At 64.5% G+C, this 19,989-nt stretch carries 14 protein-coding genes; 2 read left to right on the top strand and 12 right to left on the bottom strand.

From position 1 onward, the window contains the following. Positions 1 to 53 precede the first annotated feature (53 nt). The gene (cls, locus tag V3H56_RS27430; protein WP_047735380.1) at positions 54 to 1,493 is read left to right on the top strand and encodes a cardiolipin synthase; all 1,440 of its coding nucleotides are present in this window, start codon (positions 54 to 56) and stop codon (positions 1,491 to 1,493) included. Here cls and cfaB read toward each other — a convergent pair. The 5 genes from cfaB to V3H56_RS27455 form a co-directional block, all read right to left on the bottom strand. Next, complete coding sequence (cfaB, locus tag V3H56_RS27435) at positions 1,490 to 2,677, bottom strand: C17 cyclopropane fatty acid synthase CfaB (RefSeq protein WP_042729919.1); 1,188 nt, start codon at positions 2,675 to 2,677, stop codon at positions 1,490 to 1,492. The genes cls and cfaB overlap by 4 nt on opposite strands. 182 nt (positions 2,678 to 2,859) lie before the next feature. Further along, positions 2,860 to 4,767, bottom strand: coding sequence for a cation-translocating P-type ATPase (locus V3H56_RS27440; protein WP_047735377.1), 1,908 nt, complete (start codon positions 4,765 to 4,767; stop codon positions 2,860 to 2,862). Further along, a complete protein-coding gene (locus V3H56_RS27445) occupies positions 4,764 to 5,816 on the bottom strand; it encodes a protease modulator HflK (RefSeq protein ID WP_047735376.1) in 1,053 nt (350 codons plus the stop codon). Before V3H56_RS27445 ends, V3H56_RS27440 begins: the two co-directional genes overlap by 4 nt. Then, positions 5,813 to 6,853 carry a protease modulator HflC gene (locus V3H56_RS27450; RefSeq protein WP_047735374.1) on the bottom strand — a complete coding sequence of 347 codons (1,041 nt, stop codon included), beginning with the start codon at positions 6,851 to 6,853 and terminating at the stop codon, positions 5,813 to 5,815. Before V3H56_RS27450 ends, V3H56_RS27445 begins: the two co-directional genes overlap by 4 nt. Next, complete coding sequence (locus tag V3H56_RS27455; protein WP_338474058.1) at positions 6,850 to 8,814, bottom strand: protease modulator HflK; 1,965 nt, start codon at positions 8,812 to 8,814, stop codon at positions 6,850 to 6,852. Before V3H56_RS27455 ends, V3H56_RS27450 begins: the two co-directional genes overlap by 4 nt. A 221-nt stretch (positions 8,815 to 9,035) precedes the next feature. Here V3H56_RS27455 and lpdA point away from each other — a divergent pair, with 221 nt between their 5' ends. Continuing rightward, the gene (gene lpdA / locus V3H56_RS27460) at positions 9,036 to 10,436 is read left to right on the top strand and encodes a dihydrolipoyl dehydrogenase (protein WP_047735371.1); all 1,401 of its coding nucleotides are present in this window, start codon (positions 9,036 to 9,038) and stop codon (positions 10,434 to 10,436) included. Between the two features lie 124 nt (positions 10,437 to 10,560). On the opposite strand, the gene V3H56_RS27465 is transcribed toward lpdA, so the two are convergent. From V3H56_RS27465 to V3H56_RS27495, 7 genes are all read right to left on the bottom strand, one after another. After that, positions 10,561 to 12,705 carry a hypothetical protein gene (locus V3H56_RS27465; RefSeq protein ID WP_123579274.1) on the bottom strand — a complete coding sequence of 715 codons (2,145 nt, stop codon included), beginning with the start codon at positions 12,703 to 12,705 and terminating at the stop codon, positions 10,561 to 10,563. Continuing rightward, positions 12,692 to 13,885, bottom strand: coding sequence for a DUF3142 domain-containing protein (locus V3H56_RS27470; RefSeq protein WP_123579275.1), 1,194 nt, complete (start codon positions 13,883 to 13,885; stop codon positions 12,692 to 12,694). Before V3H56_RS27470 ends, V3H56_RS27465 begins: the two co-directional genes overlap by 14 nt. Before the next feature lie 75 nt (positions 13,886 to 13,960). After that, a complete protein-coding gene (locus tag V3H56_RS27475; protein ID WP_338474059.1) occupies positions 13,961 to 14,803 on the bottom strand; it encodes a class I SAM-dependent methyltransferase in 843 nt (280 codons plus the stop codon). Further along, a complete protein-coding gene (locus V3H56_RS27480; protein WP_338474060.1) occupies positions 14,797 to 15,951 on the bottom strand; it encodes an acyltransferase in 1,155 nt (384 codons plus the stop codon). The genes V3H56_RS27475 and V3H56_RS27480 overlap by 7 nt, the downstream gene beginning before the upstream one ends. Next, positions 15,948 to 16,820, bottom strand: a complete 873-nt coding sequence (locus V3H56_RS27485; RefSeq protein WP_123579277.1) for a class I SAM-dependent methyltransferase — start codon at positions 16,818 to 16,820, stop codon at positions 15,948 to 15,950. Before V3H56_RS27485 ends, V3H56_RS27480 begins: the two co-directional genes overlap by 4 nt. After that, complete coding sequence (locus V3H56_RS27490) at positions 16,817 to 18,109, bottom strand: glycosyltransferase (RefSeq protein ID WP_212803189.1); 1,293 nt, start codon at positions 18,107 to 18,109, stop codon at positions 16,817 to 16,819. The genes V3H56_RS27485 and V3H56_RS27490 overlap by 4 nt, the downstream gene beginning before the upstream one ends. Then, a complete protein-coding gene (locus V3H56_RS27495; protein WP_123579278.1) occupies positions 18,103 to 19,728 on the bottom strand; it encodes a glycosyltransferase in 1,626 nt (541 codons plus the stop codon). Before V3H56_RS27495 ends, V3H56_RS27490 begins: the two co-directional genes overlap by 7 nt. Positions 19,729 to 19,989: the final 261 nt, after the last annotated feature.

Here is a 19,989-nt window from a genome sequence, read left to right on the forward strand (position 1 = left end):
CGCCCTGGAACATGGTCTGTTAAGCATTGAAACTTCAGGAGCAAGGCTGCCCCATGGATTATTTCGGCCCGCATATCTTCGGTTACCTGATCGCGTTGCTGCATACCCTGGGCTCCATCGCCGCCGTCCATGCGGTGCTGACCGTACGCACTGCCCAAGGCTCGATCGCCTGGGCCCTTTCCCTGGTGTTCATTCCCTACCTGACGTTGATTCCTTATCTGGTCTTCGGTCGCAGCACCTTCGATGGCTACATCAAGGCGCGGCGGCAGGCCAACGAAGAAATGCGCAAGGCTGTCTCCGAGCTCAACTGGCGCCCATGGGTCGAGGAAGCCCTCGCCGCCCGCGCTTCGCAGGCCTACGCTTCTTTGCGGGCGATGCCCAAACTGGGGCGTACGCCGTGCCTGGCGAATAATCAGCTGCGGTTGCTGGTCAACGGGCAGGCTACATTCGAAGCGATCTTCCAGGCCATCGAAAGCGCGCGCGAGGCGGTGCTGGTCCAGTTTTTCATCATTCACGACGACCATCTCGGCCGACGCCTGCACGCGTTGCTTTTGAAGAAAGCCGCCGAAGGCGTGGCGGTGTACCTGCTCTATGATCGTATCGGCAGCCACTCCCTGCCCCACCAGTATGTTCAAGCATTGCGCGATGGCGGTGTCCAGGTAAAAGCGTTCGCCACCCGCAGTGGTTGGCTCAACCGGTTCCAGGTCAACTTTCGAAACCACCGCAAAATTGTCGCGGTGGACGGCGTGGTGGGGTTCGTCGGCGGGCACAACGTGGGCGATGAATACATGGGCGAACTGCCGCCGCTGGCGCCGTGGCGCGATACCCATGTCGAAGTGCGCGGGCCGGTGGTGGCGAGCATGCAGGAATCGTTTGCCGAGGACTGGTTCTGGGCTGCTCGCTCATTGCCGCCGCTGATTTTACCGGACGCCTACCCGGACGACGGTGTGCTCTGCCAACTGCTCGCCAGCGGTCCGGCCGATGCCTATGAGACCTGCTCGCTGTTCTTCGTCGAGGCGATCCACGCGGCCAGTGAACGGGTGTGGATCACCACGCCCTACTTCATCCCTGACGAAGCGGTATTCGCCGCGTTACGCCTGGCAGTACTGCGCGGCGTCGACGTGCGCATCCTCCTGCCCTCGCGGCCAGATCACAAGGTGGTCTATGCCGCCTCCAGCCTGTATGCGTTTGAAGCCGTGCGCGCGGGGGTACGGGTGTTCCGCTACAGCCCAGGCTTCTTGCATCAGAAGGTGGTACTGATCGACCGGGAAATCAGCGCCATCGGCAGCGCGAACCTGGACAACCGTTCGTTCCGATTGAATTTCGAAGTCATGCTACTGACCGTGGACATCCCGTTCGCCAGCGAAGTCGAGCAGATGCTCGAACGCGACTTCGCCCAGGCCCAGGAAGTCGACAAACAGGAAAGCCGGGAGACCCACCGCCTCCAGAAAGTCGGCATGCGGATCGCCCGGCTTATTTCCCCGATCCTTTAAGGGGTGTAGAGGTCGTCGCGAGTCCAGGGCAGATCGTGGCTACCGTCTGCATGCGTTTTCACCGCAAGGATCTGGTGCAGGTTGATCCAGCCCTTGGCGAACGCGTAGGCGCAGCCGGCCAGGTACAGGCGCCAGATTCGCAATGCCTGCTCCGGCACTTCCTTTGCGGCCGCCGCCAGGTTGTCTTCCAGACGCTCGCTCCAGTGATCGAGGGTGCGCGCGTAATGCAGGCGCAGGCTCTCCACGTCGACGATCTCAAGCCCGGCTTCGCTGATGTGGGCAGCGATCATCGACAGGTGCGGCAACTCGCCATTGGGGAACACATACTTCTCGATGAATTCCCCCGCACCGCGTCCCACCGGACGCCCGTCGGTGTGCTTGGCCGTGATGCCATGGTTCATCACCAGCCCGCCCTCTCGCACAGCCCCAAACAATGTCTTGCAGTACTGCTCGAGGTTCGCGTGGCCGACATGCTCGAACATACCCACGCTGACCACTTTGTCGAAGCGGCCATCCTGGGGCAGGTCCCGGTAGTCCAGCAATTGCAGTTCTACCTGGTCTGACAGGCCCTGCGCCTTGACCCGCTCTCGCGCCAGGTCCAGTTGCGCCTGGCTGAGGGTAATGCCGAAGACCTTGGCCCCGAACTCCCGCGCCGCGTAACGCGCCAACCCACCCCAGCCGCAACCGACGTCCAGCAGGTAGTCGCCGGGTTGCAACCGAAGCTTGCGGCACAAATGACGAAACTTGGCTTGCTGGGCCTGTTCGAGGGTTTCACTGCCGGTCTCGAAATAGGCGCAGGAATACGCCATGTCGCTGTCGAGCCAGAGCTGATAGAACGCGTTGGAAAGGTCGTAGTGATAGGAAATCGCCTTGGCGTCGGTTTCCTTGTCGTGGGCCGAACGCACGGGATGGCTGTCGGCGTCCTCCTCCACCAGTGCCTGGCTCCACTCATCGCAGACCCGCACGACTTCGTGGATCGAGCCCTCAAGTTCCAGTTTGCCTTCGACGAACGCCGCACCCAGCGCATCCAGGCTGGGATGGGTTAATTGCCCGACCATCTGTGGGTCCTTTACCACGATCGTGACACTGGGGTCGGCGCCCAGTGTGAATTCATGGCCATCCCAGAGCCGCAGCCGAAGCGGCAAGTGAAGATTCTGGAGGGCCGGTGGAAGCTGCGCGAGCATGAGATATCCCCCTGGTTTCAGAACATCTGAACTGAGGGTAGACCATGGTAGAAAAATAGCAGGCTATCGAATTTATAGCCTTTTTCTATTGCTGTCCCATATTCACTCCCTGTAACGGGTACTCCCAGCGTGGCGCGCCCTCTCAATAGCAGACTGCAATGTCGCTAGACAGTTCGCCTGGGTCAGCCTTCGCTGATTTTCAGCAACGGCTCCTGGAACCGCAGCAGACGCCCGGCATTGCCCAGCACCAGCAGCGTGCTCAGATTGTGCAACAACGCAGCGATCATCGCCCCCGCCGCGCCGAGCCAACCGAACGCGGCAAAGGCGACGATGGCCAGGGTCCAGCCCAGGCCGATGATCACGTTGACCTGCAAAGTACGTCGACATTGGCGACTGAGCCGCACGCACGTGCCGAGGCGGCGCAGGTCGCTGCCGATCAGCACGATGTCCGACGACGCGAGGGCAATGTCCGCGCCACCGGCCCCCATCGCTACGCCGACCACACCGGCCTTGAGCGCCAGGGAATCGTTGATGCCATCGCCCACCACCATCGGGCGGAAGCCATGGTCGATTTCGGTCATGACCCGGTTGAGTTTGTCTTCCGGCAACGCTTGGGCTTGCACCTCGCGGATACCGACATCCTGTGCCAAGGCGTTGGCCACGCTGTGCCGGTCACCGGTCAGCAGCAACTGACGGCCCAAGCCCAGCTCGCGCAACTCCGCCAGGGCCATCCGGGCTTCCGGCTTGACGCTGTCGGCCAACAACAGCCAGGCGAGAAACTTGCCGTCCAGGGCCAGGCCGGCGATCGGACCGTCGTGGACAGGAACCGCGCAGGTCTCGATCCCCAGCTGGGAGAACAGCTCCGGCCGACCCAGCGCCGCCACGCCCTGCCCGGTCATCGCGACCACACCGAGCCCCTGGCGCTCATGGACCTGCGTCAGAGGCAGGCAGTGTTCCGGCTCGACCAACCCGGCCAATGCGCGGCTGACCGGGTGGCTGCTGGCCGACCCCAAGCTCGCCGCCAACGGCAGCAATACATCGGCAGGGTCATCCTGGGAGCCTTCGATGGATTGCAAACGCAGGGCGCCGTACGTCAGGGTGCCGGTCTTGTCGACCACCAGCGAAGTGAGGTCGGCCAACTCTTCCAGAAAGGCCGAGCTGCGAATCAGGATCCCGTGACGCGCCGCCACGGCGATTCCTGCGATGGCCGTCGCCGGCGCCGACAGCACCAACGCGCAAGGGCAAGCCGCTACCAGCACCGCGAGCATGGCCTGGGCGTCATGGGTCACGAACCAGGTCACCGCCGCCAGCAGCAACACCAACACCAGATAGCGAGCGGCGTAGCGCTCCAGCAAACGGGTGATGGGCGGTTTCGAACGCTCGGCGTTCTGCATCAGGGCGATGACCTTGCCGAGCGTTGACTCATCACCGGTGCGGGTCACTTCCAGGCGCAGCAAACCATCCAAATTGATTGCGCCACCAAAAACCTCGGTGCCCACCCCCGCCTCCAGGGGCACCGATTCGCCGGTGATCGGCGCAGTGTCGAGGCTCGCCTGGCCGGACAGCACACGGCCGTCCGCAGGCACCCGGTCACCAGCACGCACCTCCACTACATCACCGGGGCGCAACGTGCCGTTGTCGACCTCGATGATCGAGCCGTCGGCCTGCACTTTGCGGCCCAGACTGCGGGTGAGCTGGCCGAGGGCATGGATCGCTTCCTGGGAGCCGATGACGCTGCGCTCCTCCAGCACGTGCCCGAAAATCATGATGATGGGCAACAACGCAGCCGTCAGCAGATCGCCTGTAGCCCAGGCCCCGAGCATCGCCAAGGCGATCAACTGATCGGTGATCCCGTGCAGGCTGGGATAACGCAAGCTGTACCAGGCCGAACGCATGACTGGAACCGCCACCAGCAGCGAGGCGACACCCAGCAGCAATTGGCTGACCCCTGTTTGCTCTGGCAACCAGCCGCGCCATACCAACCCCAAGGCGAGCAGCCCGAGCGCAAGCATCGCCAGGGTCAGTTGGCGCGCGGCGGTGCGCTGTTCCGCCGAAGACAGCATCGGCAGCGCGTTGGCTTGAGCAGTCATTGTTCAGCTCCCTGGATGATCAGACGGGAATCGTCTTTCGGATCGACCGTGGTCACGGAACCGGCTTGGCGAAGGATCGCCGGCACACGTTCGCGATAAAGGCGCAGCAGGATCTGTGGATCAGTGCCTTGAGTTTTTGCCAGCCCCAGTACCGTGGCCGTGTCGGCCGACGCCTTGGCGAGCCGTTCGCTGGCTTGGGCGTGGGCGACCTGGAGCGCGCGATCAGCGTCCTGGCGGGCCGTCTGGGTGAGCTTTTCCGCGTCGGTGCGGGCGTTGGCCACGGCTTTGTCAGCCTGCTGGCTGGCGGTCAATACCGCGTTGAAGGCACTCACCGCAGGGCCCGGCAGGCTCGATTGCACATCCACCCGTGCCACCTCGATACCCAGCCCCTGCCCTGTCGCCGCCAGATCGGCCAGGCGCCGGTTGATGCCCTGGACCAGATCGCCGCGCAGCCGTTCACGACGCTCGGCGGCCTGGCTGTCACTGCCCATCAATTCCGGCCGCGCCACCAGAATCGTGTCCAGGTCCCGCGCCGCCGTCAGGGCCACGGCACTGCGGGTCGCCAGTCGATCGAGCGCCGGCAGCACGTGTTCGCCTTGAAGCACAAAGGCGTAGGGGTCGGTGACTTTGTAGAACACCCGCACATCCAGTTGCACCACACCGGCATCGCCGGTCAATAAATAACCAGAACCCGCCAGCGCATCACTGATCGGCGTGGCGAAGCTGGCCACCCTGTCAGCCTGCAAAGCGGGATCCGAGCGCAGCAGGTTTTCCACCCGTCGCTCCAGTACCCGATCCGCCGCGGGCAACAGGATCACTTGTTCCACGGGACTGGGCCACGCCAATAGCAGCCCGGCATTCTGGATTCGATCCAAGGCCCCAAAGTGCAACACCACGGCGCGGTTCTGTGGATCGATCTGCCGCACATTGGAGCAAGCCCAGGCCAACGCGGCCAATACCGTCACCGCGTAAAGCCCGAGAAACGCCAAACGTCCGGCCTGGACCCACGGGCTGGATAACGGATTTGTTCCACGTGGAACCATGCTCATGGTTGTGTTCCACTTTTGCCGTCCATCGCTGGCGGGCCGTCCACCAGTACGCGGAACGGCGCCGCATCGGTGCGCAAAATCAATTTGGTAGCGGGGCTGACCACGGTGCCAAGGGTATCCAATGAGCGCAGCAGGTTGTAGAGCTGCGGCGAGCCGGCGTAGGCCTTGCCATAGATTTCGGCGGCTTCTACTCGGGATTGCGCCTCGATCTCGGCCGCTTTCACCGTGGCATCGGCCTGCATGACCCGCGCATCCCGCTCGGCGGCAGAACGAATTTGCGCCGCTTCGCGCTTGCCGATGGCGGTGCGTTCGGTGGCAATGGTTTCACGCTCGGCACGCATGCGATCCACCGTCGCGGTCAGTGTCACCGAAGGCAAGGTCAGGCGCTCGACACCGACCTGCAACACGCGCACGCCGTAGGTGGTGAGCAACTGTTGATCAATTTGCTGGCGCAGCTGCGCTTCGAAATCGGCGATGTGCACTTGGCTGGCATCGGTGTTGACCAGGTTCGCCAGGTCGAAACTGGCGGCGGTGGTTTCCAGGGCCGAACCGACGAACGTGCGGATCTGCCGCGCGGCTTCGTCCGGCTGGTTCTGCACTGCCCGCATGAAACGTTGCACGTTGTCCGGGTCACCCTGGACCTGCCACGCCACGTACGCCTGGACAATGATCCGCAGGCCATCGCGCGTACCGACATCCTGTAAACCGCTGGACGTGGTGCGCAGACGCAGGTCCACCGGAATAGCCGCTTCGAACGGCGCCGGCCACCGCCACCCCAACCCTGGTTGCAGCAGGACCCGCGCCGGGTTGCCGAAACGCGTGATCACGGTGGCTTCTCCCGAACGCACTTGCACCAGGCTCGCGGCGGCGACCGCGAACGCGACCAGCAGCGCCGCCCAGGCCATGCGCCGCCAAGGAAACGGCCCGGCTTCCTGTGGCTCACCGTGATGGTGGTGATGATGCCCATGGTGGTGGCCGCCATGAGCGTGAGCGTGGCCGGCGTGGTCGTGGTGACCGTGTGAAGAGGACTGGCTCAATGGGCAGCTCCTGGCAGGACAGGGTTACGCGGCGACGCGGGGTCTGCCGGCAGCGTGAAAGTACGCAGGTCGAGGGTGGGCGCGTTGCCGCCGCCGCCCAGGCGATGATCGAGAATCAGCAGCTTGGCGTTGCCCAGGCCTTGGCTTAGTTGGCTCAGGTAGCGCTCCAGCACAAAGGCGTGCCCGGCGGTGGCATAGGCTTGGCGGTCTGCGTTAAAGCGCAGATCGGCGGCCTGGGCAGCCGCGTGGGTTTCCCGGGCTCCGGCTTGGGCCTGGTCGCGGGCAACACTGGCTTGCAGCTGTGCCTGGTTAGTCTGCTCCGCCGCCGCCCCTCGTTCGCGCGAAATCAGCGCCTGGGCACCTATCTGCGCCGCTTGCACACCGTGGTAGGCGTTGGCTGCTCCGGCCGGTGGATGAATTGCTTCTACCACCGTCGCCAGGATTTCCACCCCGCTGTCCAGCGCCTGCAAATCCGCCTGGACCGCGCGACCGATCTCGTCGGCCAGGCTGACGCGGTCCGCGCCCAACAAGCCATCCAGGGTGCGCGAAGCAAACTCATGCACCAGAACACGGCTGGCGGTGCTGCGGATCAGCGTGGGAATGTCGGCGCTGTTGTAGGTGGCTGCCAACGCGGCGGCGTCGCTCAGGCCAATGCGGTAGACGAAGCGCACGTCCATGTTGACGATCTGGAAGCTCTCCTGATCCGCCCGCCGACTGGCGATGACTTGGGACTTGTCGTTGACATGGCTGGCGTCCCATAACCGGTTGGCAACCGCCGGCGCCGGCCCCTCGGCCGGTTCGACATCCGCGGCCGCCGCAGTGTCGGCGACACTGCTCGCCAACTCGTGCACGACCCCATTCTCGACAGCCAGCACCCTGCCCCACGGCCAGGGCAGCCCTGCGTGCAAGCCAGGGCCGAAGACCTCCACGGGCTTACCGAAGCGCTCATAGATTCCGCGTGCTTGCAGCGGCACTTCATGCACGCCCGTCAGCAACCAACCCACCAAGGCCACCAAGGCCAACACCGGCAGGAAAGCACGACGCATGTAGCTGAACGCCCAAATCTGGCGCAGGTCGATGCCGAAGCGGTTGTGCAGTTCGTGCTGCAACGCCTGCAAGGGTTGCGGCGGCCAGCACAGCAGATCGGCAATGACACTACGCCCCAACAGGGTCGGCTCCACCGCATCCCGACGGGGGCTGAACAGCGACAACACGGCACGCAGCAGCAACTCCAGCGCCACAAGCCCTGGCAGCACACCCATCAACACCGCCAGGCGCACAGGCCAGACCGATGTTTCGCCGGCGAACAACAGGCACATGGCGCCGAGGACCAGCACGATGATCGGCACCCGAGCCAATTGCGCCAGAGGCTGCGCTTCCGGCCACTCCACGGCAGGTTGCTGGGCCAATTGGCGCTCGAACACCAGCAACCTGAATGCCAGCAGCAACGACAGCGCCGCCCCGACACTGGCCGACGTCCCAAGGGGGGCAGCGGGCAACGTCAGGTTCCAGACTTGCGCCAGGCTCAACAACACCAGCGTTGCCCAGCCGGCCAGCCACAACGCCGGTGCGCCGATGTGCGCGAGCAGACCGGCCCAGCGCACGCCGAGCCGTTCGAGCAATCGTTCATACCACCCACCCAGCTCATCCACCGGCGGTTGCGGCGAAGTCGGGTTATCCAGCGGCGGCGCTAACGCCTTGCCGCGCCATTGCGCGATCCACCCGGCCGATTGCACACCGGCCAGCAACACCAGCACGCTTGCGCCCTGGCTCACCAGCAGGGCTGGCCACAGCGACAGCGGCGAGAACAGCCCGATAAAAAACGCCAGCACCCCGGCCAGGCCTGCCGCCCCACCCAGCATCAGGACCATTCGCCTCATACGACGCCCATGCACTATCGCACGCTGAAAGCGCGGCCATTCGGCCACCTGGCCTCCCTCGACATCAAGATCGACTTGCATACCACCCCAACGCTTGTGGCGATCAGAACCCGGGCTTGTGGACAGAAGCCACCGCCGCTTCGTTACATCTCGTTACCTTATAACGATTACTGTGAAATTTCCGTTTTGAATTCTTCATGCCGCAAGCCATGCCAGCCCCTTGACTTAAGCCTTGACCGTAATCCGTGGAAACGCTCATATTACGAGCATAATTTTTTATCAGGCCAAGTGGGAGAAGCGCGATGAGCAATTACGACGTAGTCATTCTGGGCGGCGGCCCTGGCGGGTACAACGCGGCGATCCGGGCTGGACAGTTGGGCTTGCGGGCCGCCTGTGTCGAAGGCCGCGCGACCCTGGGCGGCACCTGCCTGAACGTCGGTTGCATGCCTTCCAAAGCCTTGCTTCACGCCTCCGAACTGTACGAGGCGGCCACGGGGTCGGCGTTCGCCAACCTGGGGATCGAGGTCAGCCCTACCCTCAATCTGGCGCAAATGATGAAACAAAAAGACGAAAGCGTGGCGGGCCTGACCAAAGGCATCGAGTTCCTGTTTCGCAAGAACAAGGTCGACTGGATCAAGGGCTGGGGCCACATCGACGGACCCGGCAAGGTCACGGTCACCGCCGAAGACGGCAGCAAGACCGAACTCAGCGCCAAGGACATCGTCATCGCCACGGGCTCCGAGCCGATGCCGCTGCCCGGCGTGACCATTGATAATCAACGTATCCTCGACTCCACCGGAGCGCTGTCGCTGAATGAAGTGCCGCGCCACCTGGTGGTGATCGGCGCGGGCGTCATCGGCCTCGAACTGGGGTCGGTCTGGCGGCGGTTGGGCGCCCAAGTGACCGTGGTCGAATACCTCGATCGCATCTGCCCGGGCGTGGACGCAGAAGCCGGCAAGACCTTGCAACGGGCCCTGGCCAAGCAAGGCATTGCATTCATGTTGAGCAGCAAAGTCACCGGCGCCATCCCCTCGGCCAGCGGCGTGCAAGTGCAAGTTGAGCCCGCCGCCGGCGGCGAGGCCCAGAACCTGGACGCCGATTACGTGCTGGTTGCCATCGGTCGTCGGCCGTATACCCAGGGGTTAGGGCTGGTCAACGTCGGGCTGGAACCTGACTCGCGCGGCATGCTTGCCAACCGGCATCACCGTACCGAAGCACCCGGGGTCTGGGTGATCGGTGACGTGACGTCCGGACCGATGCTGGCCCACAAGGCCGAAGACGAAGCCATGGCCTGCATCGAACAGATCGCCGGCAAGGCCGCCGAGGTCAACTACGCGCTGATCCCCAGCGTCATCTACACCCGCCCGGAACTGGCCAGCGTCGGCCAGACCGAGGAGCAGCTCAAGGCCGAAGGCCGCGCCTACAAGGTCGGGAAGTTTCCGTTCACGGCCAATAGCCGGGCGAAAATCAATCACGAAACCGAAGGGTTCGCCAAGGTCCTGGCCGACGAGCGCACCGATGAGATCCTCGGCGTACACCTGGTGGGCCCAAGTGTCAGTGAAATGATCGGCGAATACTGCGTGGCGATGGAGTTCAGTGCCTCGGCCGAGGACATCGCCCTCACCTGCCATCCACACCCCACGCGCTCCGAGGCATTGCGCCAGGCGGCCATGAATGTCGAGGGGATGGCGACGCAGATGTAACCCCTCCCCTGCAGCCTTGCTTTTTTGTGGGAGCTAGCTTGCCCGCGAAGAACGATAACGCGACCTGTCCATAGCCGCGATGTCCGCTTCGCGAGCAAGCTCGCTCCCACAAGGGAGTGGTGACTCAGGCTGGCCGGGCTTTGCGCCGACGCCGGTTGACCAGCCCCAGCACCGCTGCCGCCACCAGCACCAGACCGCCCACCAGCAGCCAATGTTTATACGGTCGCAGTGCCGAGCGGATCGGGTCCAGCGCCTGGGTAACATAGCGCTTGTTGGCGTTGTGGAATTCCGGCTCCGGGCATTGGTAGCCGAAATTTGCGGCCCACTCCACGTACGGTCCTTCCTTCACGTACCGCTGGTACAACGCGCTCTGCTCTTCGAGGCTCGAGTTGTAGCCGACCGCCTTGCACAACACGGCCGCAAACGCCTGGCTGGTATGGGGCAGGTGATCCGCCGCCTGGCTCGCCAACGCCGTGGCGACAAAACGATAGTGGTAACGCACGTCTGGTTGCGCGGCGCTGGCCTGCTGACGTTGCACCTCACCCTCGGCCACCAGGGGCCCGACTTTCAACTCCACCGGCTCCAGGGCATAGCTGCCGCCGAGGCTGGCGTAGTCCGGCGCCATCTCATACCCCAGCAGTTCCATGCCCCATTGGCGCGCGATCCGGGACGCACGGTAGTAAGCCTCGGCCTGCCGGGTGGGCCACCATTTGGACTCCGCGTCCTGGCGCGCCTGCCCGTAGGCCCGTGCCTTGTCCTGCAGATCGGCATTGTCGAAATAGGCCGGGGCTTCGTCGTAACGCCCTTCGCGCAACAAACGTCGTCCCAGCAGGTTGCGCAGGCTCGCGGCGACGGGCAAGGGCACGTAGTTGTCGCGATCCTGTTGGCTCAACGCCGGCGGCGCCGGCACTTGCGTGTCTACGTACTGCTTGAGTTCCTCCACCGTCAGTACCCGCTCGGCGACTGCGGCGGCGTCGTACCAGTAATTGCTCTGGCCCCGGTAGAGCTGATCGAAAGCTTGCAGGTAATCCCCGCGCTGCAAGGCGAGAATCGCGCTTTCACCGTCGACCCGGCACTTGGGCTGCACCGTCTCGTAGTCCCAATCCGGCGTACGGCGGTTGCCCCACGATTCGTCTTTCGGGAAGGCCTGGGCCGCTTTGGCATAGGCCGCCGCCGCGGCGACTTTATCGCCATCGCGCAACGCCAGCTTGGCCCGCACCCACCAGGCCAATCCGGTGTCGGCGGCTTTATCTACAAAGGCCTTGGCACTGGCGTAATCGCCGTGCTGGTAACTCACCGCCGCCAAGCGATCGGCATCCTCAAGATTGTCCCGGGCGTTGGCTTGCAACAGTTTGACCAGCCGTTTCTCGCCCGAGGGCTCCTCGCCGTCCCACCAACCGATGCGGCTGAGCAAGTAGGCGGCCGCCAGGCGCTGCACCGAACGGCTCTTGAGCAAAACCGCCAATGGCTCATCCGGCTGCACGTAGAGATCGCCGGCCAACTGCAACAAGGAGCTGTAGCCGACCGGCGATCCTTGCGCGGACTGGCTCGCATACAGCCCGATGGCACTGTCCCAGTCGCCCGAGGTGTAGGCCACCCTGGCCTCTTCGCCCAGGCTGGCGATGCCCAATTCCAACGGGTCGCTGAAACCGGACACGCTCATCTCCCGGGCCTGGCGGAACGCCGCGCGGGCCTGGTCCTGCAACGCCGCCGGCTCGCCACTGCCCGCCTCGGTGCTCATGGCGAACAAGGCGCGTCCCAGGGAATACGCCGCCCAGGTGCTGCGCAACGGGCGCTGGTCGGCCGGCAACGCCAGCAATTGCTGGAAGGCTTCGGCAGCGCGCTGATGCTCGCCAGCGCTGAAGGCCGCCGCGCCAATGGCGTACAACCGCAACTCGGGCGGCAGGTTCGCGGCCTCGGTGGCAATCTGCTCGACATCGTTGAGGGCCCGCAGACGCTCGACCACCGCTTGTTGCGGGGGCGTCAGGCCCATCCGTTCGGCCTGATTGCGCTGTTCAACGTAGGACGACACGTCGTCGTAGCTGTAATCGGGGTTGCGGGTCGCCTCGGTGGCCGGCTTGAGCCCGGCAATCGCCTGGCCGAGACGACTGACCTCGAAGCGAAAGCTGCCTTCAGGCAATTCAGCCAGTGACTGGGCGCGGTTATCCAGCAGGCGCATCGGGAACTCCGGCCCGCAAGCCAGCGCTTGACCCAGCGGCAGGCTGAGGCTCAGGCACAGCAGGCGACGGGGCCACTTACGGGTCAACATTGAAGCCTCCTTGATCAATTTTCGTACAGCGCGCCCAGCCGATCGCGCGCTGGGCACCGGCGGCCAAGCGGCCTTCCCGAATGCGGGTGAAGGTAAGCAGTCCGGGAGTTTGTTGCAACGTGTAACCGGCCAAGGCATCGACGCCGTCACACCCGCCCACCGCCAACGTCAGGCGCTGGGGCCAGGGGCTGTCGAGATTGCCCTGGTTGACCAGCGCGATATCGTACAAGCCGTCCCGCTCCGCCAACTGCACGACCAGTCGACGGGTCAGGGCATCGCCCCGGGCGACGGCCGCGAGCGTGGTCAGGCTCCAGGCCCGGCGATCGCCGGCCAGCGGCAGGCGGAACCAGATCAACCCGGCCAGGTGTTTCGGTGGGTCGGCGCGCAGGCTCGCCGCCAGCCCGGCCACTTGTTGTGGATCAGCCAGCAGCTCGCGCCGCTCGCCACCCAGATCGATCGGCACCTCGCTTTCCACCACGGGTGCGCCGCTTTCCTGGGTCAGCAACGCCACACCGTAGGCCGGCAGGGCCAGGTAGAACGGGCGCGTGGTGACCGCACTCCAGCGTTCAGCCCAACGCCGGGCCTGGTCCGGGTCGAACAACCCTAGTCGCGGATCGCTCACCGCATGAACCTGCAGCACGCTGCTCTGCACCGTCGCCAACACCTCCGGCAACGCGGGGCTGTCGAGCCAGGCCGGCAGCGCGGTGATGCTCAGCCGCAGGCTGGCCGGCAAACGCTGCCGTAACTGGCGAAGGAATTGCCCGTAGGCCGGCAAGCGCGCATTGCCGGCGTCGTGGTCGATCTCCACCCCCACGGGCGCCAGGCCTTGAGCTTGCCAGTCGTTGAGCACCTGCTGGATCTGCGCGATCACCTCGTCCTGGTCCAGGGATTTGAGCTGCCCGTCCAGGCGAATCACCGCGATCAGCGGACGCCCGTCCGCCTTGAGCAAGAGCGGATCGATCCGTGCCCGGTTCCAGCCGGCGCCGGGGAACGCTTGCAGCGCCAGCACCCGCAGGCTGGAGAAATCGGTATGGCTTTGCCGCAGCGCCGGCGCGTGGGCCGGGGTCCATTGGCGTTGCCAGATGTAGAGTTGTTGGTCGAGGGGCGGGGCTGGCGGTCGTTCACAGCCGCCCATGAGCAGCGTGGCGAAGGCCAGCGACAGCCGGAAAAGAACACCCATGGAACCTCACCACCCCAGCAAAAGGTCGGCAGATTAACGCCACCCGGACCCGCGGCAAACCGGTTTCGCCAAGGCCTATGGCAGCACGCCAGGCTTGCGCGCAATGATCACCTGACTCTTGGCCACTACCGCATCCAGCGCTTGCTTGATCTGCGCGCCCCGAGGGGAATTGAGCACAGCCTGCCAGGTGTCGGCCCAGTGGTTGAGCAAGGGGTGGTCGGCGTTGCTGAAGTCGACCTTGGCCTCCCAGAACAACAGCATCCACAAAGACCAATAGAAACCGTACTGGCTGTGGCTCAACACCTCCAGCCCGGCCTCGCTGACCATGGCCTTGAACTGCTCTTCGCTGATGATGCGAATGTGGTTGGGCTTCTGGAAGTACTCCGGCGCGGCGATGTCTTTCTGCAATTCTTCGGAGCTGGGGTGCGGCACGCTCAGCAGGTACAGCGCGCCGGGCTGGCCGACCCGCACCAGTTCGGCGAGAAACTGCGCCGGGTCGTCGACATGCTCGATGACCTCGGTGGAAACCACCCGGGTGGCCGTGGCGTCGGCGATGGGCAAGGGGTTGCAGTCGGTCACGTGGCACTCGATACCGCGCGCGGGGGTGTCGCTCAGGCGCTGGCGGGTAGCCTCGACCTTGGCGGCATCGATGTCAGCGATGATGATCTTCGCCCCACGCATCGCGCAGAAATGCACGTTGCCGCCATCGCCACAGCCGACATCCAGCAATGTGTCTTGTGCGGTCACCGGGAAGCCGCTGAACAACTCCCCCGTCTGCTGGTTGAACCAGCCACTGAGCATCGCATCGTGCAGCCCGAGCATATACGGGTCGACCTTGTCGGCCTTGTCGGCCTTGGCGGCCACGGGCGCTGCGGGCGCAGGGGTGCCCGTGGTGAGTTTCTTCAAAAGGCTCAGCATGACGGGGCTCCAGGAACAGGAAGGACGGTTCGGGCGGTGGACAGGCGTTCAACCAGGCGGACGCCGCGCTTGCGCATCGGCATTTCCACCAGCCGGTAGTTGAGTTCGCTCAGCAGTCCGATCAGCAGCAAGGCGCACGCCAGGGCCAGCCACGGATGGCTGGCCGGGTCCGGCGAGCCCAACGGGGCCAAGCGAAACCACAGCTCGCGCAGCAGGAAGAACACCGGGATATGGATCAGGTAGATCCCATAGGAGCGGCTGCCCACCCAGGTCAGCGCGGTTTTCAGCCGGCTGCGCGGTAGTAGGTAATCCCGATCATAGGAGGCCACCCAGACCAGCACCGCACTGCACAGCGCAATGACCCCCAGCCGGTAGAACGACAAATTGAAGTGTTCGGTCGCGACCCAGGCCATCACGCCGCCCAGGCCCACGATCAGCAACACACCCAGCCCGGGCCAGCGCAACCCTTTAGGCTCCAAGCGCCAATAGCTCGGTTGCAGGCTCCAGATCGACAACAGCACGCCAAGGGCCAGGGCATCGGTACGGATCACCGACAGCCACAGCGCACGCCAGGTGAAGAACTGCACCACCACCACCGCCAGCAACACCCAGACCAGGTAACGGCGCGAGACAAACACCAGCAGCGGCAGGACCAGATAGAACTGCTCTTCCAGCGAGAGGGTCCAGTACACGAAACTCGCCCCGTATTCGTAACGCATGAACGCGTCGGCGAAGCGCAGGTTGGCAAACTGCAGAAAACCGGCCAGGGTCGCTTGCAGGTTGGCCTGCACGCTGCCGAACGCACCGGAACGGTTCAGGAAAAACGTCGCGAAGAGAATCAGCAGCAGCCAGAGCCAGGCTGACGGCAACAGGCGAAAGGCCCGGCGAAGCCAGAAATCGCGGGTGGTGGTCCAGAATTGCCGGGGCCCGTCGCAGCGGCGCAATTGGGGGATCAGGCTACGCCCGATGACAAATCCCGATATCGCAAAGAACAGGTCCACCCCCCACCACAGCTGGAAACTGTCGGCCAGGGCTGCCAGGCGTGGCCAGCCGCCGGGGAATGGCATGCCTTGCAGGTGATGGAACAGCACGCCCATCACCGCGACGGCGCGCAGCAACTCGATGTCCATGATTCGCTTGCTGCTCATGTGGCACTCCCGGGCAAAAGATCAGGCTTGCGGGCGATGATGACCTGGCTCTTGGGCATGAAGCGGTCCAGCACCTGCTTGATCGCCAGGCCATCGGGTTGCGTCAGCAAGTCTTGCCAGACGCCCGCCCAACGCTCCATCAGCGGCGGGTACGGGGCCTGGATTCGGTCGCGCACGGCCCCCTCGAGGTGACGACCGGCCGCCTGTTCGCTGGCCCAGAAGAAAATCATGCCCATGACCCAGAAAAAACCGCTGGCCTGGCGGTGCTCAATCACCAGGCCAGCGTCTTCCACCAAGGCGGCAAAACGCTCGGCAGTGAACACCTGGACATGGTTGGGCGCCTGGAAATAGCTTGCCGGCGCGATACCTCGCTGCAAATGCTCGCCCACCGGCGCCGGTACGCTGAGCAGGTACTGCGCACCCGGCCGGCCCATGCGCACCAACTCCGCCATGAACGGCTCAGGCTGGTCGATGTGTTCGAGCACTTCCATGCAGACGACCTTGTTCGCACACCCGTCGGCCAGGGGCAACGGCAAGCTGTTGCTGACCAGCCCCAGGAAGGGCGCAGTCGCTTGTGCTTCGACCTGCCGCGCCAACTCACGCACCTTGTCCTGCTCGCTGTCGGTGAAGATCACCGACGCGCCCTGGCGCATCGCGAACAGCGTTGCCACGCCTTCGCCGCAGCCCACATCCAGCAAGGTGTCGCCCGCCCCAATCGCGAAACCCTTGAGCAATTCGCCGGTTTCAGGGCGAAACCAGCCATCGAGCATCGCGTCATAGAGGCCGGCATCACGGGGCGAAACGGCGGCAGCGGGTGGCGGCGCAGGTTCGACCGGCGGCCTGAGCCAGGCAAGCAGGCGCTGGATCATGGCTGCGGCGCGCTCCGACGACGCTGCCCGACCTGCTGGAAGAAAGCCGCCAGGCGCTGTTCGGCGTTGGCCTGGCTGCAGAACGTCTCCAGGCTGCGCACGGCGTGGGCCGACATCCGGCGATAGCGCTCGGGGTCATTGCGCGCCACGTCATAGCTGGCGCGAAAGGCCGAGCACAGCGAGTCCCAGTCGGTGACATAGCGCAGGGTCCGATAGGCCGCACGTGGATCGTGAGGCCAGGCGGTGAGTTCTTCGGTCGACTTCACCACGAAGGCATTGTCGTGATCGATGTAATCGGCCATCGCCGTGTTCAGCGGCGCGATCGCAGGACGACCGCAAGACATGAACTCCATCAAGGGCAAGCATTGCCCTTCCCCGTAGGAACTGTTGACCACATACCGGGTGGCTTCCACCAGCCGCTCGTAGTCCGCGTCCGCCAGGTAGCCGTGAATCAGCACGATGCGGCAGCGGTAGGACTGGTTCTTGTAGACGTGGTGCAGCATGTCGGCAAGCGCCGCGGTGACGTCGTGATGGGTCAGCTTGAGCACCAGGGTCGCGTCGGGCACCTCGCGGAACGTGGTGCAGAACGCGCTGATCATGTCCTTCCAGTTCTTGCGCCCGTCGTAGGGATTGAACACCGAGGTGTAGATCACCCCGTCCAGCAACAACTCGCAGTCCTGGGGCGGCCCGTCCAGCACCAACGGCGTACCGGCCTGGTGGGCCGGCGGGCCATAGGGGCGCAGGTCGGTGGTCCGGCTGTCGATCAGCAAGCCCCGCAGTTGCAGGCGCATGTGATCGACCGTCGGTCGCTGGGCCAGCACCGCACCGCGCGCGGCGAAGCGGTCCCATACCGGCGCCGCGATAGCGACGATCGGGTAATCGGCCCCCATCACCTCGCGCACCGCGTTGACGGTGAAACTGGAATGGGTGATCGCCATGCCGGTCGCCCCCAGCACCACGCGCCAATCGTGCCGGGGCTCACCCTGCCAGCTCTCGGTGGGGATGGTGCTGAATTCCCAGGCAAACACCGGCACCGTCGGGCAGGCATAATGGGCCGCGGTCCGGTGGGGCGGTGAAAACGACAGGAACACGCAATCTTCGCCGCGCGCCAGGCAATCGGCATACAGCGAGTCGACTTCCTCGTCCGGGCGGGTCACCTCGATCACCCGCCCCAGCCGCTCCAGCACCGGGCGGAACTCCTTGAGCACGAAGTAATAGCTGTACTCGGGCTTGCCGAGATTCTCCAGGATGTTGCTCTGGTTGGTTTCCGAATAAATGATGATCAGCATGACGCACTCCCCGCCTGCACCGCGAGCGACAGGCTGGCTTCGTCATCGACCACCAGGAAATCCGCCAGGCGTTGTCGCACCGGGGCGAAGCCGCAATAGCGGCGCATCCGTTCGTTGGCGGCAGCGGCCATGGCCTGATAGGCCTGCGGCTGACTCCGCGCCATGGCATGGCTCTGCTGGTAGGCAAGTTTCAACGAGCCCCAGTCGGGCCGATGGCGCAAGGTGCGATACAAGATGCGCGAATCTTCCGGCCAGATGGTGGGTTCGCGGCTGGACTCGACCACAAAGGCCACCTCGGTGTCGATGTAGTCGCGCATCGCCGTGTGGTCCGGCGCAATGGCCGGACGCCCACAGGACATGAACTCCATCAGCGGCAGGCACAAGCCTTCGCAGCGCGACGCGTTGACGTAGAAGCTGGCCGCGCCATACAGGCGGGCGAACTGCTCGTCTTCCAGGTAACCGTGCATCACGACCACCCGGCACTTGAACGGCGACAACTGGGACAGCAACGTCAGCAACTCGACGTAGTAGGTCGACAGGTCGTTCTGGGTCATCTTCAGCACCAGCGTGGCGTCCTCGGCGTCACGCAGGGCCCAGCAGAAGGCGGTGATCAGGTGGTGCCAGTTCTTGCGCCCGTCATCAGGGTTGAACACGCTGACATACACCACGCCGCTGACGTGGGTCTCCACGGTCTGGCGGGTGTCCGGCAACAGGGCCTGGGGGTGTACCGGTTCCGGTGGCGACGGCTCAGGCACTGGCTCGATGACCACAGGCGCCGATGGCCCCCTGAGAATCCGGCTGGCCGACATGCGGACCGGCACCGGCACAAGGTCACGGGCCGCTTCGCGATACCAGCAAAGCAGGTTGTGCTTGAGCCGCCACACCGGCCCTTGTTCGGACTTCGTGGTGAAGACACGGAACACTTCGCGCAGGTAATGGCGGGAGATGAACGCGCGGCGGCGCCACGTCAGGGGCGGTGACTCAATCGCAGGTTCCACCACCGGCGCCTCCACGGGCGGCTCGGGCAGCGGCGCTTGGCCTTCGTTGATCGGCGCGATCAAGCCATCGGCCGACAGCCCGAGGACCTGGCTGTCGATGATGCAGCCCTTGATCTGCAAGGTGGCGCCCGGGTTCACCGGCGTACTCGGGTACTGCTCGCGCACCGCCGCGAAACGCTCCCACAGCGGCGTCGGCAGGACCAGCACCGGAAAGTCCTCGCCCAAGGTCCGGCGAATCGCCGCGGCCGTGTGGCTGGACAGGGTGATCACCCGACCATGGCGCGCCAGCGTGCGGCTCCAGTCATGCCGAGGGTCGTCATCCCAGTGCTCGGCCGGGATCGAATCGAACTCCCAGGCGACCACGCAGACCATCGGGCACAGCAGGTCGACCGGGGCCTTGTGGGGCGGTGAAAACGAAAGGAACAGGCAATCCTGCCCGGCTTCCTGCAATGCCAGGTAGAGCGGATCGACCTCGGCGACCGATGCCACCACGTGCACCGTACCCAGGCTTTCAAGCACGGGACGATAGGCCTTGAGCACGAAGTAGTAACTGTACTCGGGGCGGCCCAGGCTCTGGCTGATGGAGTGGTCGTTTACGTCCGAGTAAAGAATGAAGTTCATGGCACCCCAAAGGGAGGTCGCCTTCCTGGCCACCTCTTTTCATGACGGTCGAGCCAAAGAGCGAAGCGGTGCATGCCGCATTCGTCGTGACCCTCGCTACCCGTCTCGTTCTTGTTTTTAGTGATCCTCGCCCTGCCGTTCGATCTGCGAATCAGCACCGAAGAGGGTGTCGAGGGGCATTCTAAACACATCCGCCAAGGGTTCGTGAACCGCCCGGCGCGAATAAACCCGCTATAAATATGAGAACTGACCGGTCACGGT

It is taken from the genome of Pseudomonas sp. MS646 (genome assembly GCF_036693845.1).
Lineage (GTDB): Bacteria > Pseudomonadota > Gammaproteobacteria > Pseudomonadales > Pseudomonadaceae > Aquipseudomonas > Aquipseudomonas chlororaphis_E.